General features: G+C 51.6%; 17 protein-coding genes. 7 read left to right on the top strand and 10 right to left on the bottom strand.

The window, feature by feature from the left end:
* Positions 1–327 precede the first annotated feature (327 nt).
* The 3 genes from ACW9IN_RS05200 (at position 328) to ACW9IN_RS05190 (ending at position 2,754) form a co-directional block, all read left to right on the top strand.
* On the top strand, positions 328–1,584 hold the full coding sequence (locus tag ACW9IN_RS05200) for a nucleoside triphosphate pyrophosphohydrolase family protein (protein WP_457364862.1): 1,257 nt from the start codon (positions 328–330) through the stop codon (positions 1,582–1,584).
* A gap of 118 nt (positions 1,585–1,702) precedes the next feature.
* Positions 1,703–2,149 (top strand): hypothetical protein, encoded by a 447-nt coding sequence (locus ACW9IN_RS05195; protein ID WP_457364861.1) that lies wholly within the window; start codon positions 1,703–1,705, stop codon positions 2,147–2,149.
* Positions 2,146–2,754 (top strand): Nmad2 family putative nucleotide modification protein, encoded by a 609-nt coding sequence (locus ACW9IN_RS05190; RefSeq protein WP_457364860.1) that lies wholly within the window; start codon positions 2,146–2,148, stop codon positions 2,752–2,754. Before ACW9IN_RS05195 ends, ACW9IN_RS05190 begins: the two co-directional genes overlap by 4 nt.
* A gap of 102 nt (positions 2,755–2,856) precedes the next feature.
* Here the strand turns inward: ACW9IN_RS05190 and ACW9IN_RS05185 are convergent, their stop codons facing one another.
* Positions 2,857–3,186 (bottom strand): helix-turn-helix domain-containing protein, encoded by a 330-nt coding sequence (locus tag ACW9IN_RS05185; RefSeq protein WP_457364932.1) that lies wholly within the window; start codon positions 3,184–3,186, stop codon positions 2,857–2,859.
* Positions 3,187–3,254: 68 nt separating this feature from the next.
* Here ACW9IN_RS05185 and ACW9IN_RS05180 point away from each other — a divergent pair, with 68 nt between their 5' ends.
* The 3 genes from ACW9IN_RS05180 to ACW9IN_RS05170 are packed head-to-tail and all read left to right on the top strand — an operon-like array spanning position 3,255 to position 5,450.
* The gene (locus tag ACW9IN_RS05180; RefSeq protein ID WP_169905991.1) at positions 3,255–3,611 is read left to right on the top strand and encodes a DUF4031 domain-containing protein; all 357 of its coding nucleotides are present in this window, start codon (positions 3,255–3,257) and stop codon (positions 3,609–3,611) included.
* Positions 3,568–4,782, top strand: a complete 1,215-nt coding sequence (locus tag ACW9IN_RS05175) for a nucleoside triphosphate pyrophosphohydrolase family protein (protein ID WP_457364859.1) — start codon at positions 3,568–3,570, stop codon at positions 4,780–4,782. Before ACW9IN_RS05180 ends, ACW9IN_RS05175 begins: the two co-directional genes overlap by 44 nt.
* Positions 4,779–5,450 carry a uracil-DNA glycosylase gene (locus tag ACW9IN_RS05170; protein ID WP_169905987.1) on the top strand — a complete coding sequence of 224 codons (672 nt, stop codon included), beginning with the start codon at positions 4,779–4,781 and terminating at the stop codon, positions 5,448–5,450. Before ACW9IN_RS05175 ends, ACW9IN_RS05170 begins: the two co-directional genes overlap by 4 nt.
* A gap of 2 nt (positions 5,451–5,452) precedes the next feature.
* Here ACW9IN_RS05170 and ACW9IN_RS05165 read toward each other — a convergent pair whose 3' ends face one another.
* The 7 genes from ACW9IN_RS05165 to ACW9IN_RS05135 all read right to left on the bottom strand — a co-directional run bounded on the left by ACW9IN_RS05165 (position 5,453) and on the right by ACW9IN_RS05135 (position 11,011).
* Entirely contained in the window at positions 5,453–6,256 is an 804-nt protein-coding gene (locus tag ACW9IN_RS05165) for a hypothetical protein (RefSeq protein WP_457364858.1), read from the bottom strand.
* Between the two features lie 3 nt (positions 6,257–6,259).
* Positions 6,260–6,883: a C1 family peptidase gene (locus ACW9IN_RS05160; RefSeq protein ID WP_457364857.1), complete on the bottom strand. Its 624-nt coding sequence runs from the start codon at positions 6,881–6,883 to the stop codon at positions 6,260–6,262.
* Complete coding sequence (locus ACW9IN_RS05155) at positions 6,880–7,896, bottom strand: ImmA/IrrE family metallo-endopeptidase (protein WP_457364856.1); 1,017 nt, start codon at positions 7,894–7,896, stop codon at positions 6,880–6,882. Before ACW9IN_RS05155 ends, ACW9IN_RS05160 begins: the two co-directional genes overlap by 4 nt.
* A 2-nt stretch (positions 7,897–7,898) precedes the next feature.
* Positions 7,899–8,255, bottom strand: coding sequence for a helix-turn-helix domain-containing protein (locus tag ACW9IN_RS05150; RefSeq protein WP_169905979.1), 357 nt, complete (start codon positions 8,253–8,255; stop codon positions 7,899–7,901).
* Positions 8,255–8,524: a hypothetical protein gene (locus tag ACW9IN_RS05145; RefSeq protein WP_338135842.1), complete on the bottom strand. Its 270-nt coding sequence runs from the start codon at positions 8,522–8,524 to the stop codon at positions 8,255–8,257. The genes ACW9IN_RS05150 and ACW9IN_RS05145 overlap by 1 nt, the downstream gene beginning before the upstream one ends.
* A gap of 526 nt (positions 8,525–9,050) precedes the next feature.
* The gene (locus ACW9IN_RS05140) at positions 9,051–10,445 is read right to left on the bottom strand and encodes a DEAD/DEAH box helicase (RefSeq protein ID WP_457364855.1); all 1,395 of its coding nucleotides are present in this window, start codon (positions 10,443–10,445) and stop codon (positions 9,051–9,053) included.
* Positions 10,442–11,011, bottom strand: coding sequence for a hypothetical protein (locus ACW9IN_RS05135; protein WP_169905975.1), 570 nt, complete (start codon positions 11,009–11,011; stop codon positions 10,442–10,444). The genes ACW9IN_RS05140 and ACW9IN_RS05135 overlap by 4 nt, the downstream gene beginning before the upstream one ends.
* Positions 11,012–11,114: 103 nt before the next feature.
* Here ACW9IN_RS05135 and ACW9IN_RS05130 point away from each other — a divergent pair, with 103 nt between their 5' ends.
* Positions 11,115–11,363 (top strand): helix-turn-helix domain-containing protein, encoded by a 249-nt coding sequence (locus tag ACW9IN_RS05130; protein ID WP_169905973.1) that lies wholly within the window; start codon positions 11,115–11,117, stop codon positions 11,361–11,363.
* A 25-nt stretch (positions 11,364–11,388) separates the two neighbouring features.
* Here the strand turns inward: ACW9IN_RS05130 and gmtX are convergent, their stop codons facing one another.
* Together gmtX and ACW9IN_RS05120 are read right to left on the bottom strand one after the other, a co-directional pair.
* Positions 11,389–12,018: a gamma-mobile-trio protein GmtX gene (gmtX, locus tag ACW9IN_RS05125; RefSeq protein WP_457364854.1), complete on the bottom strand. Its 630-nt coding sequence runs from the start codon at positions 12,016–12,018 to the stop codon at positions 11,389–11,391.
* The gene (locus tag ACW9IN_RS05120) at positions 12,011–16,210 is read right to left on the bottom strand and encodes a VPA1269 family protein (protein WP_457364853.1); all 4,200 of its coding nucleotides are present in this window, start codon (positions 16,208–16,210) and stop codon (positions 12,011–12,013) included. The genes gmtX and ACW9IN_RS05120 overlap by 8 nt, the downstream gene beginning before the upstream one ends.
* Between the last annotated feature and the right edge of the window lie 2 nt (positions 16,211–16,212).

The following is a 16,212-nucleotide window of genomic DNA, read 5'->3' as shown; positions in this document are numbered from 1 at the left end:
GCTGGTGACCGGTAAGTGACCGCAGAGCGAGCCTATTGAGATTGGGCGGGATCTATCTCTCGGAAGAAATTCCGAAGTCACCGTCGCACACCATGCCGGCGACTTGGTTCAAGCGAGGATCACAATCGACCTTCATCCGCCGCCCAGAGGGCGGTGAATCCTGCGGAGTTGGTCAAGCTCCGATCACGGTGCGGCCGACCTATCGATATGGCCGTGGCGATCAGAGGGGCTTGTGTAATTCGGTTTAGATATTCCATGATGATGTCAATTCGACAGCTGTAAAACCGTCATTCCGTTGTGCATAAAGACTTATGGCCGGAGAGCCGCATGGACGCTAAAACTTCATTAAAGTCGGTTAATTCTCAAGATCCGTTTCATGCTCCCGAACAATTCGTAGTCCTCCCTCCCGAGGTCAGCGACGATTGGACGATGAGTATCAGCACTTATCAAAAGATTGCTGAAACGACGGATAAGCTTCCGGGTACTGGATTGGAGCTCACCATCTTGGGCCTGTTTGGCGAGGTGGGCAGCCTCCTAAGCGCGCTCAAAAAACGTGAGCGTGACCGTGCGGCTTTCAAGCGGTATCACGCCATCATTCTGGAGGAGCTTGGGGATGTGCTCTGGTACTTCTCAAACCTTGCTTCCCGGGCCCAGCTGGATTTATCCACACTATCCCAGCGAGTTTTCCGAAACATCGAAGATTGGGACATCGTCGAACCCGGTGAGCCGAGTCTCGGGTTTGGCGAGATGCAAAGCAGGGTAGATGAGCCGGTTACCGAAGAGGCGTTCAGTGCCCAGGTACTGACACTTGCGGGTTGCGTGGGCGATCTTCTGAACGACTTCAAAAACGATACGTTCTCTAAAAACAGGGACAAACTCTCTGCGCATATGGTGGATATCTTCCGAGCCCTTGTGGCTGCCGCGGACTCTGCCGGAGTGGATATGGATGTGGCAGCACTGGGCAACCTCAAGAAGACGTTCAGCCGCTGGCCACAAGAGATTATCTACCCGCCAAGAATTGACGAGGACATGCCAAAAAATGAAAGGCTACCCCCTCGGTTGGATTTCTTTATCGCCGAAGAAAATATTGGCGGCAAACAATACGTTATCCAGAAGTGCAACAAGATCATCATTGGCGATCGCCTGACCGACAACAAAATGGAGCGCGATGACTATCGGTTTCATGATGTCTTCCACATCGCATTCGCAGTGCATCTCGGGTGGTCCCCTGTGCTACGCGCTCTTCTTCACCTGAAGCGCAAAAGCAATCCCGAGCTCGATGAAAACCAAGACGGTGCCAGAGCGATCCTTATCGAAGAAGGTGTGGCCACATTCATTTTTGGCCGCGGGCTTGAGTGCGATCTTTTCAAAGACGTCGATCACATTGATTACGATCTGTTGAAGTCGATTCAAGAGTTCGTCCGAGGTTACGAAGTACAGCGTTGTGCACTTTGGCAATGGGAGAAAGCGATCCTCGATGGGTTTGCTATTTTTCGGGAGCTCTCCGTCTCGAGGAAAGGCTACGTCGTCGCCGATTTCGACAACCATATGATCAGCTTTCGCGAAGGCGAGGACGTGGAATAAGGCCGTCAGAAGCTGCGCCCTGGAATTGGGGCTGCCAGCCAAGTAACGGTACGCCCGCAACCAGTTTCGATCTGAAATAAAAACAACCGAGAACAGGCATTCGAAGAGGTTTCAAACCATGAGCAATGGAAAAGCGTGTGTCGTATTCACCACCGGTATGGACACCGAAGCACAGTCGGTTTCTGAACAACTTGCACACGAGGGATTTGAGGTTTGTACAGCCGAAGCTGACCAAGAGATCGTAGAAGCCGCACAGGCAGGCGCTGTACCGGACGAGATCAAAAGCTGCATCGACAATGCGGTCATTTGCATATTCCTGATTCCTGAAGAAGGGCATGAGTGCCTGACCGGGGCGGCAGGACATGCCGGGGCGTCAGGGAAAAGAATTGTCGCCGTTGCCCAGAACGTTGAGTCCCTGCCACAAATCTTCGATGACATTTCCAGCTCTGTGCTCAACGTAAACAGCCCACACCTAGCTGAGGTGATTCAGGGTCAAGAGGTCTGGGAGCGCGCAGACGGCAGCGCTAGCCCGCGGCGTAAGATCAAGCGGATCGACTGCCAATGAATCGAGTTCCGAGGATCTTCTCGTACAGGCTCGTCAGGGATTATGGTTTCGCACCCAACCCATTTCACGGCATTTGCACGCTGGGAACCTGTAAACCGCAGATCAGAAAAGCCGCCCGGGTCGGTGATATCGTGGTCGGCTGCGGCAGCGTAAAGCTAAGACGTCAGGACAAACTCATTTTCGCAATGCGGGTCTCCGAGAAGCTCTCGTTTCAGCAATATTGGGACGACGAGAGATTCGCGATAAAACGACCTGATTTCCACAAAAGCACGAGCAGGGCTTTCGGAGACAACATCTACCATGTCGTAGATGGCGCTTGGGTCCAAGAAGACTCCCATCACAGCTTCGACGGCGGCCTCCTCAACCAGGCTAACCTCACTAGGGACACGAGTTCAGACGGCGTGCTTATTGGTGAACAGTTCATTTACTGGGGAGCCAACGCCCCGGCGATACCTGACCACTTACGTAACTTCGAGGGACAGGACCTTTACCCACCGCCTCGCGGCTGTCGGAGTAAGTTTACGGAAGGCTTCAGGGCCGAAGTAAATGCTTGGTTTGAATCGCTTCCCACAGGATATCTAAGCCGTCCAACGTCTTGGCGTTGAGTTTCAGCATTCGATCATCCCGTGCCTGCCAGGCCCCAGCTCAGCTTGGGGTCTTTTAAGGACCGTTCTCTACACCGCCATCTCATGATGATGGACGTGCCGCTACCTGCTGACGCTGCCACGCTCGAGTGCAGCCTGCACCCCCTCCAAAATGCTCCATATCAATTGCTCGCTCTGCGGCCAGGTCTGAACGAGTCCTTGGACCTTCTCCTTCAGATCCTCAGCAGTGACTGCGTTAGGCACGACGGATGTGGATATCGACAAAAATTTGCAAACTTTTCGCAAATTTTTGCTAATAAACACCCCTTCCCCGCGTTCAATTCTGGAGATCTGAGAGTAGTGCACACCTGTAGCCTCAGCCAGTGTCTTAAGGCTTATATTGCGGGACTTCCTTGCCGTATTGATCTGGCGACCGAGCTGCTCGAGGTTCATGAATGGCTTGATAATTTGCTTAATATGTGCAAAATGTTTGCATATATTTTTCACAAAGGCGAGCACCAATGGCGGTCTATGTCGATGAAGAGGGAATTCGCTGGCGGGGCCGAGAGTGGTGCCATCTCGTTGCCGACTCGCTGGATGAGCTGCATTCCTTTGCGGACCGCCTTGGATTGCAACGTCGCTGGTTCCAATCCAAAACGCTCTATCCTCACTATGACGTTACCAAGTCGGTACGAGTGCGGGCGTTGGCATTAGGCGCCAAGGGTGCAGACAGAGAGACGATCGTCGGTTGCGCTAAACGGATGCGGTCCGAGATGATTCAGCTGTATAAAGAAGCCTCATCTGCCAGTGACACAATGGACAAAGGGACTTTCCATGGCCAAACCTATGCCACAACTCGTGCCGCTCTCTATTCCTGAGTACAGGCTAAAGGCCTCGGGAACGAACCAATTCGACAGAGATGCGATAGGCTTTCAGCAGCTCAAATTCGGTTACTTCGGTGAAATTGGGGGCCTGCTGTCAGCGGTCAAGAAAGTGCGCCGCGATAATCTGGCAACCACAGTTAGCGAGCTGGCAGCAGAGGAACTGGGGGATGCGCTCTGGTACTTGATCAACATCGCTGCCATCGTTGACGTGGAGCACAATCAGATCGGCGAGCGCTGCATCGCAATCTTGCGCTCCCGCAACGGCGAGAACGAGCAGGATCCCGTCATTCCGGTCACCTTCCGTCACATTGACAGCTTGATAGAGATTCGCCGAAGCCCGGGCTCCATCGACAGATCGGTACAGCTTGGGAAATTGGCGAACCACGCCGGCTCACTGGCTGAGATGACCTTTCAGAACTACACCTCCATGCCGCCGCACAGCCGAAGCGACAATCTGGGCATGCACCTCGCAGAGCTTTCAATCGTATGTGCCAGCTTTAATCTGAGACTTGAAGATGTCGCGCGGGCGAACCTGGAGAAAATCCATAGTCGGTGGCCGGAAGACGACACTGTCTACCCACCAGCCTTTGACGGTGATGCGCCTGAGCACGAACAATTCCCGGCAGAACTTGCCATGGAGTTCATTGAGCGCGGAACACCGGCCAACGGCTATGTGGTTCAGAGCCTCAGGGGCGTGTTCATCGGCGACCGTCTGACGGATAACAGCAACGAACCTGATGACTATCGATTTCACGACGTGTTTCACTTGGCGTACGTCGCCTACCTTGGATGGTCCCCGGTTCTCCGCGCTTTGCTCAAACGTAAACGCAAGTCCGATGCGAAAAAGGATGAAAATGAAGACGGCGCCCGCGCGATGATCATCGAAGAGGGTATCGCGACCTGGATCTTCAACCATGCCAAAGGCCATAACTTCTACGTCGGAGCCAAACCCGGCGCCTTGGATTACGGGGTGCTGAAACAGATCAAGAGCATGGTCGAGGGCTACGAGGTTGAGAAATGCAAATTATGGCAGTGGGAAAAAGCCATTCTGGCTGGTTTTGGGATCTTCCGAGAGCTACAGACTCACCGCGGCGGAACGGTGATTGTCGACGTGCGTGCGCACACTATGCGTTTTGAACCTCCTGTAAAGAACGAGCAGCAATGAACCCTACAGCCTTCGTAAATGCCCTGTCTGAGTTGAAGCTCGATAATGTATTCAACCCATACGCCGACACATGCCCCGTCCATGACCGATCTGACGCCGTGTCAGCCCGACGCCGCAACCTTCGAGGCTACCTCAAAGCAGCAGCCGCGATTGGCGTAGACACCATCTGGATGGGGCGAGACCTAGGTTACCGCGGCGGACGTCGAACAGGTCTGGCATTGACCGATGAGTACCATCTCTCCGAGATGACTCAGAGGTACCCTGGCTCGGACTTCAAGCAGGCCACAGTGGGCCCGGCTCTGGCGGAGCGTACTGCCTCTGAGATCTGGTCAGTGTTGCGAGCTGTTGAACTCCCGCCACTGCTGTGGAACGTATTTCCATTTCATCCGCATGAGCCTGGAAATCCATTTACCAATCGCAAATTCACAGCGCGCGAACTTCAGCAGGTCGATCTCCTGAACGAGACGCTGATCAAATGGCTGAAGGTTCGTAGGGTGGTCGCGATTGGGCAGGACGCGTTCAACTATGCCAGCCGATTCGACGTTGAGGTGGTTGCGATTCGTCATCCTAGCTACGGCGGAATCAAGGATTTCCGCAACGGGATGAGCGCCCTCTACGACATCCCTGTAGACGTACTGAACCCCAAACGCCAAGGCTCACTGTTCTGATCTTAATCTGCCAACGAACTCAGCATTTCTTTCGCAGCACGAGCGCCACCGAGCGTAGTCACGTCCAAAAACGCGTGGGTGGCGATGCACGTCAGAACTCCACATTCAAACCCGGATTCGATACCCACGAATCGGTGGAGGTTACTCAGACCGATGAGATTGCCTAAGGCCCTCTGACCATACCAATGCGATCGATAGACTGCCGTCAGATCAAGCTTGTCCCCGGTGACCTTGAAGCTTAAATGGCTCAAGCAGGGCATGTTCATTGTGAGGTTGCGATCGCTGGCGGGATCATAAAGCGGTAGCTCGAAGCCATAGCCGTCCGACCCATCATCCAAGTCGTACTCAGCATCCACCACACCTAGCTCATAGGCTGCCTGGTAACTACGCCCCAGCTTCGACCCCTGCAGCTTACGTATGATTGCTTCAAGTGGATTGAAGGTACTTTTACCGTCACGAGTCACTCTGCGCATCATCCGTAAGGCATACGTGCCCCAAGTACCTTCCTTCTTTCCGCGCGCCATGGCGTCCAGGTAGGAGGCGTAAAAAGCGGGCCGACCGTCCTTTTTATAAAGATTATTCGGAAAAATGGTGCCCGCTACGGTTTGAATGCTCAACCCCGGCCAGCTTGTCCGAATCGCGGCATCTACAGCTTCGATTACAACTCGGTCCTGCGCGGTCAAATCACTCGCAGAGGTCATCTCCAGAATCAGATTACGCTCCGTGTATTCTGCACACCCTGCCAGATGGCGTGCAGCAGCCAGCCATGCCGGCGCTACACGCTCACTTTGAATAAGAACCGCCATGTTCTAAACCTCGAAAGCGCAAGCTGCATGCGCTGCAATGTAAGCTGCAGAAATCCAGGCGTGACCATCTATCCCCCACGCCTGCCCCCAACTATTTCTTATCAAAAACCATGCCTCACCCAGATGGTCATAGCCAAGTCCCACAGCAACTACGGCATGCACCATAGCTCCCGGAAGAACCGTATTGCTGAAGGGAATGACCCCAGCAACTGGCTGATAAAATTCGAGCGTAAGCCGTAACGCCAGCCCTATCGCGACCCCTGCTCGCATCCTGTCCGTGAGATACACATGATCCGCCGCGATGAAGCTGACGGGATGGCCTTGCATCTGCAGAGCAGGCAGCACTTGAAGCGGCAGAGCAGGCTCATCGTCCAGGTATGGATAATCACGTTCTGTTGGATGTCCCAGCCGGGACGCTTCGACTGCGGCAGGTAGCTGCAATCCGTCACCAGGCTTCCAGCCAGGGATCCTTTCGATCGCAGCACGATAGAAATACTCAGGTCCTAAATCTTCCGACGCGAACCGGCGATTCAAGTCTGTGACCGCAAAAGCCAAACACGTAGGTCGATTGCCTTGGTTTCTTGCCTTGACCGGAATCAGGTCCACAAGGCACTCGAGTTCAATCACGAAGCCATCACCTCACGCATGAGCACTTGCTTCGATTCACGCGACAGTCCTTCCGCGATAGGCTCAAAATGCGCCTTGGATTTGAAGTTGGCGTCGCCGTCCTCTTTCCCTATCCAGGGCCTGACTTCGGATAGCGCGATTGGACAAGGAACCGAACAGTCTTCCGCCGAGCTTGTGAGCACATAATCCATTGTCGTTTCGGCGCCAAACGACAGCATCTTGGGATCACCAGCAGCCGCAGCCAAAGGAGCGAGGACGAAGCCCTGGGCTTTAACCTCCTCAACGGAATCGGCGAGCCATAGGTATCCGGCAGAAGCATGGCTTTTCAGACGCACGACCAGATGATCGTCCGGGCGTGGCTCCAGCACTGATGACTGATCAGACACCTCAAAGAGCCAGACATCTTTGGTAACATCGGGCAGATCTGCCTGCAGTAACGACTGTTTTATCGATGCCGGCGTGACCTTGAGCAACCGCTGTACTGCGTCATACGTGAGGATGTCATGGCGTAATAGCGACCAGGCGGCTGCGCTGTAACTGACGCCAAGACGAAGCGACAGCTGATAAAGAATGTGGGGGTTCTGCAAGGACGTTTTATTCCAACCCTTGCGTCGACAGATGATCGAAAGCAGTGACCGTGGAACCAGTAGATGGTACCCAAACCACTCTGCTTCCTGCTCTTGAATCTCAGCTTTGGAGCCGTAGTCGACAGTCTCGTCCAGAGCGTTTTCGTGCCCCATGAAAAAGTGTCCCAATTCATGGGCGCAGGTCATGTGAATCAGGCCTGCAGATCGGGCCGAATTCACCAAAATGCCGGGATTGTCGTCTCGAATGAATGCTCCAAGGAGCTTTTCCATTGGCCGCAGTAGCACCGAAACCCCAGCCCCAGCAGCTACACGAAAAGGATCAATGCGCGTGTAACCATCCTGCTCAATCCGCTCCATAGCGCGAGATGTTTCAAATACATCCGCAGCCATCCTAGCGGTCGCCAGCGCTATGTTGCGATCAGCCATGATTACTCCTTGTCCTTTCGCACGGACTGCTTCAAAAACTCAGCGAAACGTGCAACTTCCCCTAAATCTTTGTCCGACAGACCTTTTACTGCCCTAGCAAGGAAAGCCAGTTGCTCTGGCCCATCGGCCGCCGGCTCACTACCAGTCAGAAGATATTCGAAAGTCCTGTGATACAGCTTTGCGAGCTTGCTGAGCTCAAGCGCTTCGACTTTGCGCACGCCGAGTTCCATGTTGGTAATCGAAGGTCGCGACAAACCGAGCACCGAGGCTACTTCATCTTGAGATAAGCCCACATACTCACGGGCCTGCCTTAAGCGATCACCAATTTCGTTACGTTCGTCCTGCCGACAGTCAGTCATTACGCCGTCTCCTGGAGGTGCTGAAGGACCCCCTTGGTGATTTCCCGGACGAATTGGTCTTTCGAGTCGTAACCACCGTGCCGAATGATCAGCTCTACTGGAAGTTTGCGCTGGACAAGCTTATCGATCCCCACGAACGCGTCACACGCTGCAATGGAGTCCATCGGCGCACCTAAATCGTCAGTCGACAGCGGATCGTCAATAATGTCCAACGCGCGCTTATCCCAAAACGTGCCCAGCAGCCCTTCGATCTCCGCCTTGAGATTCACAGTAATGTCCTCGTAAGAAAATCGTACCGTAGCCGTAATTAAAAACTACATCAAGGATGAGGATCATTCAACAGCTTCCGTTTGATAACCTGCAGAACGGTCACTCCAGACGGGTGGAGCATCGGAGGGGCCTTGATAGTAACACCTGGCCATATATTGAAATCAATATGCCACTACAGGATGGTTAGACCGGCGATACCCTCAAGACGCAGACCCCAGTAGCTGTCGTAAGCGGTCAATGGCCCCCACCGCATGCAGGTCTCGCTGAATGCTCAAGAGCCTTTCCAGGCGGCTGACAAGGGTAACCGTCCGGCGAAGTCATCTACCGAACTCCAGCATTAAGGGCGATGGTGTCCAACTTTTCGGGGTCAGATCAATCCCTACCGCGACCCATTAATTAGACTACCTGAGAGATCCTGCGACAAACCTACTAACCGAATGGCACCTCTACAACGCCTAGAATTCTAGGCGTTGTGCTTGGAATTTAGGTTTAGTGCCTAGAATTCTAGGCACTAACACTGATGAGTCAGCAAACGCTTAGCAATTGCGTCCGGTAGTACTGAGAGAAGCTGACTTGGCAGGTTGTCCCCGATGGCAAATCGCCCACCACTAGGTCATGGCCGATTATTGACTTAATCGCCTTTTGCGATTTGGGGCGCTGCAAGTCATCGAGAGGCCAGTTTTGGGGAGGCGAGGAGAGGGTTTCATCAATAGACGTCGCTGCCAGCAACTGAACGTACTGCAGGACAGCGTGGTCGTCAGGCAGATCATCAGCGACTCGCTCTGAATACCTGTGAAGCGCCGGCTCTGCCAGAACGTATAGCCACGCTTGGTCATCCTGGTCTGCCGTGCGCCTTAGGATCCGCCCAAGGACTTGCCGATAATGGAGTTCGGTGCGGATTCGGCTCAGGTGACAGCATACCTGGAGGCGGGGGATATCCGTCCCTTCGCTGATCATTCCTACAGCCACGATCCAACGTTGGCTTCCGACTCGAAAATCATTGATCACTTGCTGCGCTTCTGGGGTCTTGTTGGTAACCACGGTGCAAGACTCGCCCATGTGCTCCAGGGTCCGTGCAATTTGCTGGGCATGCGCGATGTTGGTAGCGACGACAAGACCCGCAGCATTGGGGGTCTTGTCGCGAACCTGGTTCAGCTTCTGGCACCCTAGGCCAATCAGCTGTAGCAAAACGTCATCATGGCAAAGCAGGTCTTCATATGAGACCGGCGACTCTCCCAGAAGCTGGGCGATGCTGGGAAAGATCGTAACTGTATTCTCGTTGTCCAGTTTTTCTGTCAGCCGGACCATCTGGTTATCCAAGACGGTTATCCGGGGGGAGCGACAAACTCCATCAACTATGGCTTCCCGCAAACCGTATCGGTAGTCACAGATGAGCTGCCCTTCTGGTGTCGAGTACCGGGCAAGAACGATCCCTTTTTGATCGGATCGCCAAGGGGTGCCGGAAAGCGCAAGCGTAAACTCGGCACGGTCCTGAATACGCTGGATAATCTTTTGGCCCCAAGCATTGCTCAACAACATGTCGTGACCGGCACAATGATGAATCTCATCGAAAACGGCGAAGACACGATAGTCATCAAACAATCGCCAAAATTCTTCGCTTTGATACTCCATTGCTTGGTAGGTGCACGCTGTTCCGATAGCACCGATTAGACCGTCGAGGCGATGATTAAGCACCGTAGCAAACGTCGAGCGGAACCCGTCGACAACCTGGCAGGAAGGGGCGAAGCAGAGGATGAGGTCGATAGCGCCTTGCTGGAGAAGTTTTTTTGCAAGCTCCGCAGCCATTCGTGTTTTGCCAGCTCCTGGAGTGGCTTGGCAGAAGAAATGAGGGTAGTGGGTGTATCGATCTAGAGCTATTGAAATGCACTGATCTTGCCAGGTTCTTAGGTCAGCTCTCATGCAGCGGCAAGGCTCTCAAGTGTTTTTTCCAAGGCGCGAACATGTCCTAGAAGTTTCGAGCTACGATCACGAGCTTCGAAATATTCGTTTTCTATACGATCTTTAATGTGCGGCATTTCCTCAAAAAGCTGCTTGTACCGCTCTGTTTCCCCCATCGAAGAAAGGAAGTCTAGGCGGATTTCTTTAAGTTGCTGCTCTAAGCGGCTTATCAGATAGAGATCCGTGGGACCGATCACTGATGGGGCTTGGGCTGCAGCGTGAGCTGCCGAGGAAATCTCGGCGAAGCCACTACCCACAAGAACCAGATTGAGGCTGTTGGGAGTTTCGAGCAAGTGATACACTTGGCCGCGCTGGCGGTGCTCCTCATCTCTGGCAATCCACCCAGCACGAAGCAGGCGGCGGATTTGCTCGTAGACGTATCGCCTTAAATCACTGAGCCGAAAGCTGCCTGGATCGAGATATTGGGCATAGGCATCACGGAGGTCACGCGTCGTGAACTGGGCGTGCTGAGGCTGGCGAAGCAGGTCAAATAGATGCCTGTCGAATGTGAACGTATCCGGTTTCATGCAGGCACCCGCAGAAATGCTAAAGCAAAAATACGGATTATAGTCCGTGGTCGAGTAGTCCGCAAACGCAGGATAGTTTCGCCTCATGAGGTTCGAGGCGGCTATGAGGGATCTGGAAAAAGCGTTGGGTAAGAAGATACGGCAGCAACGAAAGGTAATCGGGCTGTCCCAAGAGGCTTTGGCCCTCCTTTGCAAAATTGACCGCAGCTACATGGGACGTATTGAGCGTGGGGAAGTGAGCATTACGATCGAGAAGCTCTTTCAAATAGCCGAGTGCTTGGAATGCGACCCTGCTTGTCTACTGCCTCTCACCCAGGAGGCTGAATCAGGACACCTTCCCCCGGTTTCCTGATCAGTTGAATCTTCAACGGGCCCTATCACTTCACTTGCACCGACAGAATTTTTTCAATCGCATCACGAAATCCTGGCTTGTGAACCTGTCTTCCAGCGCCGTCAAGAATTTCCCCTCTTTGTCCAATTGTCAGGCCCACTAGCCCTAGCCGTGCAGGATCGATAGCGGCCTTCAAAGACTCAAGTTCCGCGCCATTTAAACGGAGCTGTTTTGATACGGCCTGCCCTGCTACAACGCCCAATATGATGGGAGCGCTGCTTTGCTGGCTTTTTCGCGCATCCTTTGCCTTAAGCGCTCTAAGTTCCTTTGCTAACAAAGTGACGCTCATCCGGACCACTGGATCGGAAATATGGTCAATCCAGTCATCTGTCCTGGCCTTGGGTCGACTGGGCACGGAGGTCAATTTCCAGGCCTGGATAAGTTCCCGATAATGAACGCCCGTCGAGTTAACAATTGATTTTTCCCCAGGTATGGGTAGTCCTCGATCTTTGCCCAGATTGACAATGTTCTTATAAGAGAAGTCCGTAGAGCCGCGCTCATGCAACAACCCACATGCTTCATGCACCGCAGCTAAACTCCGCTTACGGCGGCTATCAATGGATTGTCCAATCAGGCGGTCGTAGATTGTTTGTGGTGAAATCGTCGACTCACTCATGGATAGCCCTCTCTTGACCCAATGGCCGCGTTGCGCCATTTGTCAGGATGTTCTGAACTTCGGTGGAAATACGAGTCATTTTCGGCTCATACGCGTCTATATCAAGGAGCATTAGATCTCCGGAAAATAGATCGTCGATACGCTCCCAAGACCCTAAGCGACTGAGAAGTAACTGGTTGATCTCATTGATAACGACTAGCTTTTGCTGATCAGTTAGACGGAACATAGCGGGCTTCAGATGGTTGTTTTCAGCCATCCGATCAATCGCCTGTGATATCAAGGGGACTGCACGTGAAGGGTTTGCAGATCGGTAGATAGTTGCGTTCTGACATATTTCAGATAAAAGGTGGTACTGCGTAGCGGACTCTTGAATTGACGCTCCAACTTCAAGCAAATCCCCTGATACTACAAGTCTAATATCCTCCGAGGACTCCTGATTGCAATTCTTGTCATTCATAAGGCTTAAGCAGGCCTGAATAAAATGATTGACTTGAACATAATCGTTCAGCAACCCGTCGAGCTTTCCACCAGACTGTTGTTCATTTGCCGTGGCTTGCTTTCGCTCCCATTGCTTTATATCTGGCTCGCCCGCTAGACTTGTATCGTAAAATTCCGCCTCTAGTTTGCGAACCGTCTTTGAGAATTCTTCGAATCGTCCACTTTCCGTATATATCTCTAGTGATATCTCATTGGCTAGAGCCACCAACCCCCCAAGAAACGGTATCCCTGTAACAAAGAATCTACAGCGCGGACAGTTCTTCTGTCCAAGGTATCCAGAAACTACTGCACTAAAAAGCTCATTTTGTCCCGATTTGAGTTCGGATCCACCGATGTGGCAACCGGAGGCGGACATTGGACAAATACCCCAGTCAAAAACCACACATGCCGAATTTGGAACATCAGTTTCTATCAAAGAACGGTTACCGTCGGTAACAATAAGTTGATCCCGTACGGGATGAAGGCCTTCTAGCCTAATAGTGTTGGCATGTCCCTCAGCAACTCGCTGGGCGGCGCGCTTCTCAGTATCTCCCATTGTCCTGCGCATTTGCTGGCTACTCAGCTTTACATAATATATCGTCATTACTAAAGAAGAGTGCCCAACAAGTTTGGATATCAAGTGTATAGGCGCATCTCCGTCTGCGATGAAAGCTGTAATTAGGCTAACGCGCAAGCTGTGCGGGGTGTAAACGGATAGGTATTTACTCCGCGCCATGCTGCCTGGCTTTACTGCGAGATTTTCTCCATCCCGTTGAATGCGATAGAGTAGTAATGGGAGCGTGTATTCAAACGCGGACCTAGTGTGCAATGGTTTCCCAGATGAGTCAGTGCGGAACAGGAAACACTGCGTCCCACGGGCTTGCAAAATCTTTTTGTTAAGCCTGTCTTTACCTAACACCTTCTGAATCGAAACCCAAGAAGTCGGCTCTGATAAAGGATTGTATTTGGTCTGCCAGTCCCGCAGGGTAATAAACCAGTAGATCAGGTCATCGGGTATCCACTCTACTTCGTAGCCACCCTCGCCAACCCCCGTTTTATTAGTTGTCACATAAATTTTTGGAAGGCCTTGCTCTCCTCGCTGGATCATCCCTTGCGGGCGCGGTTTTTTGCTGCCCTTAGAAGCCAAGGAAGATAGATTTTGTTTCCAAGTTATTTTTCCACACTCTTGATCTAAGAAAGGCATTTCAGCATCCGCTTCGCCGCTATCAAGGAGTGAGATTTGAAGGCCTCTCAGCGGAAATCTGAGCAACGTATATAACGCAACAAAGCGCACAGGTGACCAGACTTGGCAAACGCGGATCCATTGCTGCTTACCGTCGATCACGCGTTTTACATTCTCGATTCGCCAAACGCAATTCGGATCGTCCCGATCAATTAGCTTTTCATCTACTTCCAACCAATCAATGCGGGTGCAAAATAGTTCCTGCAGATGAGGCAAATCCTTAAATTTTGGTTGCTTAACTAAAGCATGCTCGCTATCAGGCACCAAGTGCTGCCGTGCGCGCAATATGTATTCATAACCGAGCGGTACTTTAGTCGATTGTGTTGGGCGATATACGTGCAAGCTATCGGCAAAGCCCGCCATTATTGTCTCGAACGGATTTCGGCACTCAGGAAGCACAATTGCTTCATATCCGTCCGTATCCGTGCAATACTCATTAAGCGCCCAACTATAAAAACTCAGTATATGCCCATGGGTGGACCGCCGCGCGTACTCTGGCTGATTTTCAATGAATTGGCGGTAACCCTCAGAATTAAACGAACTACTTCTCATCAATAAATGCCTTGTTTCGTCAGGCAATTCTTGCGGCAGATAGTATTCCGCGATAAATCTTTTTAAGCTTTTTTTCTTCTGCACCAAATTGGTTTGATCATCAAGCCATTTTTTAACGTCACCCCAGAAATTAGGATGACGTAAAGTAAAATTAACTGGCCTATCTCTCCCGAGAAAATCATACCAGTCTAGCCAGCCACAATTAGCGAATACTGAATCAGGAACTGTCGGCAGCCTAGGATCCTCCTTGTATCGCGCTATGTACTGTTTTCGAGTTTTGATACCAAGAATCTGAACCGCCTCCTTAGCCTCAGACAGGGTACTGTAGTAATCTGGCTTAATATTTCCTAGAAAATCATACCAGTCCACACTTTCATTATAGAAGACCAGAGGGGCGGCAGGCAATTTAGGATCTTCAAAATATCGCGCTCTGTACTCGGATATACTTTTAATGCCTAGTGCTTGCACTGCCTCTCGTGCTTGGCTATATGTGCGGTACGAGTCCCGTTTCTTGATGTTAAGGAAAAAGTTCCAGCTTACCCATTCGGTGGAGTAGAAGCTTTTTGGCTCTGACGGAAGTCGATGATCCTCGCGATAACGTCGTTTATAATCCGAAGAGTTTGTAATCTGCATCGCAAGCGCCGCTACTTTAGCTTCGGCCAACGTAACATAAAATGGCGATTTACCAACAAAACTTCGGAACCCCTTCCAACCAGCGTTTTTATAGTACTGCTTCGGGCTTGGCGGTAGCTTAGGATCCTTAGAGTGCCTCTCCTTGTATTCTTTTTCCTTTGTAATACCTAGGTTTTGAACTGCAGACTGTGCCTCTTCAAAAGAATAATATCTTTTTGCTTGGGTTCCCAGAAAATGATACCAGTCTTTCCAGTTCGCATAAGCCTTGTCAGGGTGGGCGTAAAGCTTGGGATCTTCTAAATATCTATATGCGTACTCCGTCGTCGTCTTGATGCCGAGTGCCTGTACAGCTTTCCGAGCATCCGTATAACTTTTATAAAAGTTACGCTTTGGAACGCCCAGAAAACTAGGCCAATCCACCCAACCTTGTCCTCGGTAAGTATTTTGGGGGTTCGAGGGCAACCTTGAATCCTTCCAATACAGCAAACTATATGAATCTCTGGTTCTCGCATTTAGAGCCACAGCTGCCGCTTGGGCCTCTGAGTATGAACAATAAAACTCTCCTTTCTTCTCTTTTCCAAAGAAGTCATGGAAGCCTGTCCAGCCTGCGTTGGTATAAAGAACTTCTGGATGAGGAGGAAGCTTAGGGTCCTCTGCTTTGCGTACCTTGTAAATTGGAAGGCTCGTTATGCAAAGCGCTTGTGCCGCTGACGCTGCCTCAGCATAAGTAACGTAGTAAGGGATCTGCGTCCCTAAAAATGTTTTCCAGTCCACCCACCCCTTATTATTATAGTAAATATGCGGGTTCGCGGGCAGCTTTTGATCTTCGCGGTAACGCAGTTTGTACTCTCTACTAGTGGAGACGCCTAGCGACTGAGCGGCGGCTTCGGCTTTGGAGTAAGATGAGTAAAATCTTGCACGCCTCTCAGCGCCTAAATATTCGTTCCATCTCGTCCATCCTTTTCCCGCGAACACTCGTTCGGGTTTACGCGGCAACCTTGGATCGGTAGTTAAGCATAAAAGGTAGTCTGCCCTGGAAGTTACCCCCAATGATTGCGCCGCCTTTTGTGCTTCGGCGTAGGATAAGTAGCGTTCGGATTTTACAATACCCAGATAATCATACCAATCCTTCCACCCTTTATTAGAGTATATTCTTGCAGGATGACTAGGAAGCATCGGATCAAGTTGATGTTGCATCTTGTAGGCGACTGAATCTCTAATTCCTAACTCGCGCACGGAACGCTGAGCTTCAGCATACGAATGGAAGAGCTTCTTCTTTCCAGTCATTA

It is taken from the genome of Pseudomonas sp. SDO5271_S396 (assembly GCF_054071795.1).
Note: the sequence above shows the minus strand (reverse complement) of the source record. Positions and strands in the feature narration are given on the sequence as shown.

Excerpts from the sequence above, each read along its gene's own strand:
- ACW9IN_RS05185 (WP_457364932.1), bottom strand. The coding sequence starts at position 3,186 with ATGAACCTCGAGCAGCTCGGTCGCCAGATCAATACGGCAAGGAAGTCC.
- ACW9IN_RS05200 (WP_457364862.1), top strand. The coding sequence starts at position 328 with ATGGACGCTAAAACTTCATTAAAGTCGGTTAATTCTCAAGATCCGTTT.
- ACW9IN_RS05170 (WP_169905987.1), top strand. The coding sequence starts at position 4,779 with ATGAACCCTACAGCCTTCGTAAATGCCCTGTCTGAGTTGAAGCTCGAT.
- ACW9IN_RS05175 (WP_457364859.1), top strand. The coding sequence starts at position 3,568 with ATGGCCAAACCTATGCCACAACTCGTGCCGCTCTCTATTCCTGAGTAC.
- ACW9IN_RS05195 (WP_457364861.1), top strand. The coding sequence starts at position 1,703 with ATGAGCAATGGAAAAGCGTGTGTCGTATTCACCACCGGTATGGACACC.
- ACW9IN_RS05165 (WP_457364858.1), bottom strand. The coding sequence starts at position 6,256 with ATGGCGGTTCTTATTCAAAGTGAGCGTGTAGCGCCGGCATGGCTGGCT.
- gmtX (WP_457364854.1), bottom strand. The coding sequence starts at position 12,018 with ATGAGTGAGTCGACGATTTCACCACAAACAATCTACGACCGCCTGATT.
- ACW9IN_RS05135 (WP_169905975.1), bottom strand. The coding sequence starts at position 11,011 with ATGAAACCGGATACGTTCACATTCGACAGGCATCTATTTGACCTGCTT.
- ACW9IN_RS05190 (WP_457364860.1), top strand. The coding sequence starts at position 2,146 with ATGAATCGAGTTCCGAGGATCTTCTCGTACAGGCTCGTCAGGGATTAT.
- ACW9IN_RS05150 (WP_169905979.1), bottom strand. The coding sequence starts at position 8,255 with ATGACTGACTGTCGGCAGGACGAACGTAACGAAATTGGTGATCGCTTA.
- ACW9IN_RS05180 (WP_169905991.1), top strand. The coding sequence starts at position 3,255 with ATGGCGGTCTATGTCGATGAAGAGGGAATTCGCTGGCGGGGCCGAGAG.
- ACW9IN_RS05140 (WP_457364855.1), bottom strand. The coding sequence starts at position 10,445 with ATGAGAGCTGACCTAAGAACCTGGCAAGATCAGTGCATTTCAATAGCT.
- ACW9IN_RS05130 (WP_169905973.1), top strand. The coding sequence starts at position 11,115 with ATGAGGGATCTGGAAAAAGCGTTGGGTAAGAAGATACGGCAGCAACGA.
- ACW9IN_RS05155 (WP_457364856.1), bottom strand. The coding sequence starts at position 7,896 with ATGGCTGATCGCAACATAGCGCTGGCGACCGCTAGGATGGCTGCGGAT.
- ACW9IN_RS05120 (WP_457364853.1), bottom strand. The coding sequence starts at position 16,210 with ATGACTGGAAAGAAGAAGCTCTTCCATTCGTATGCTGAAGCTCAGCGT.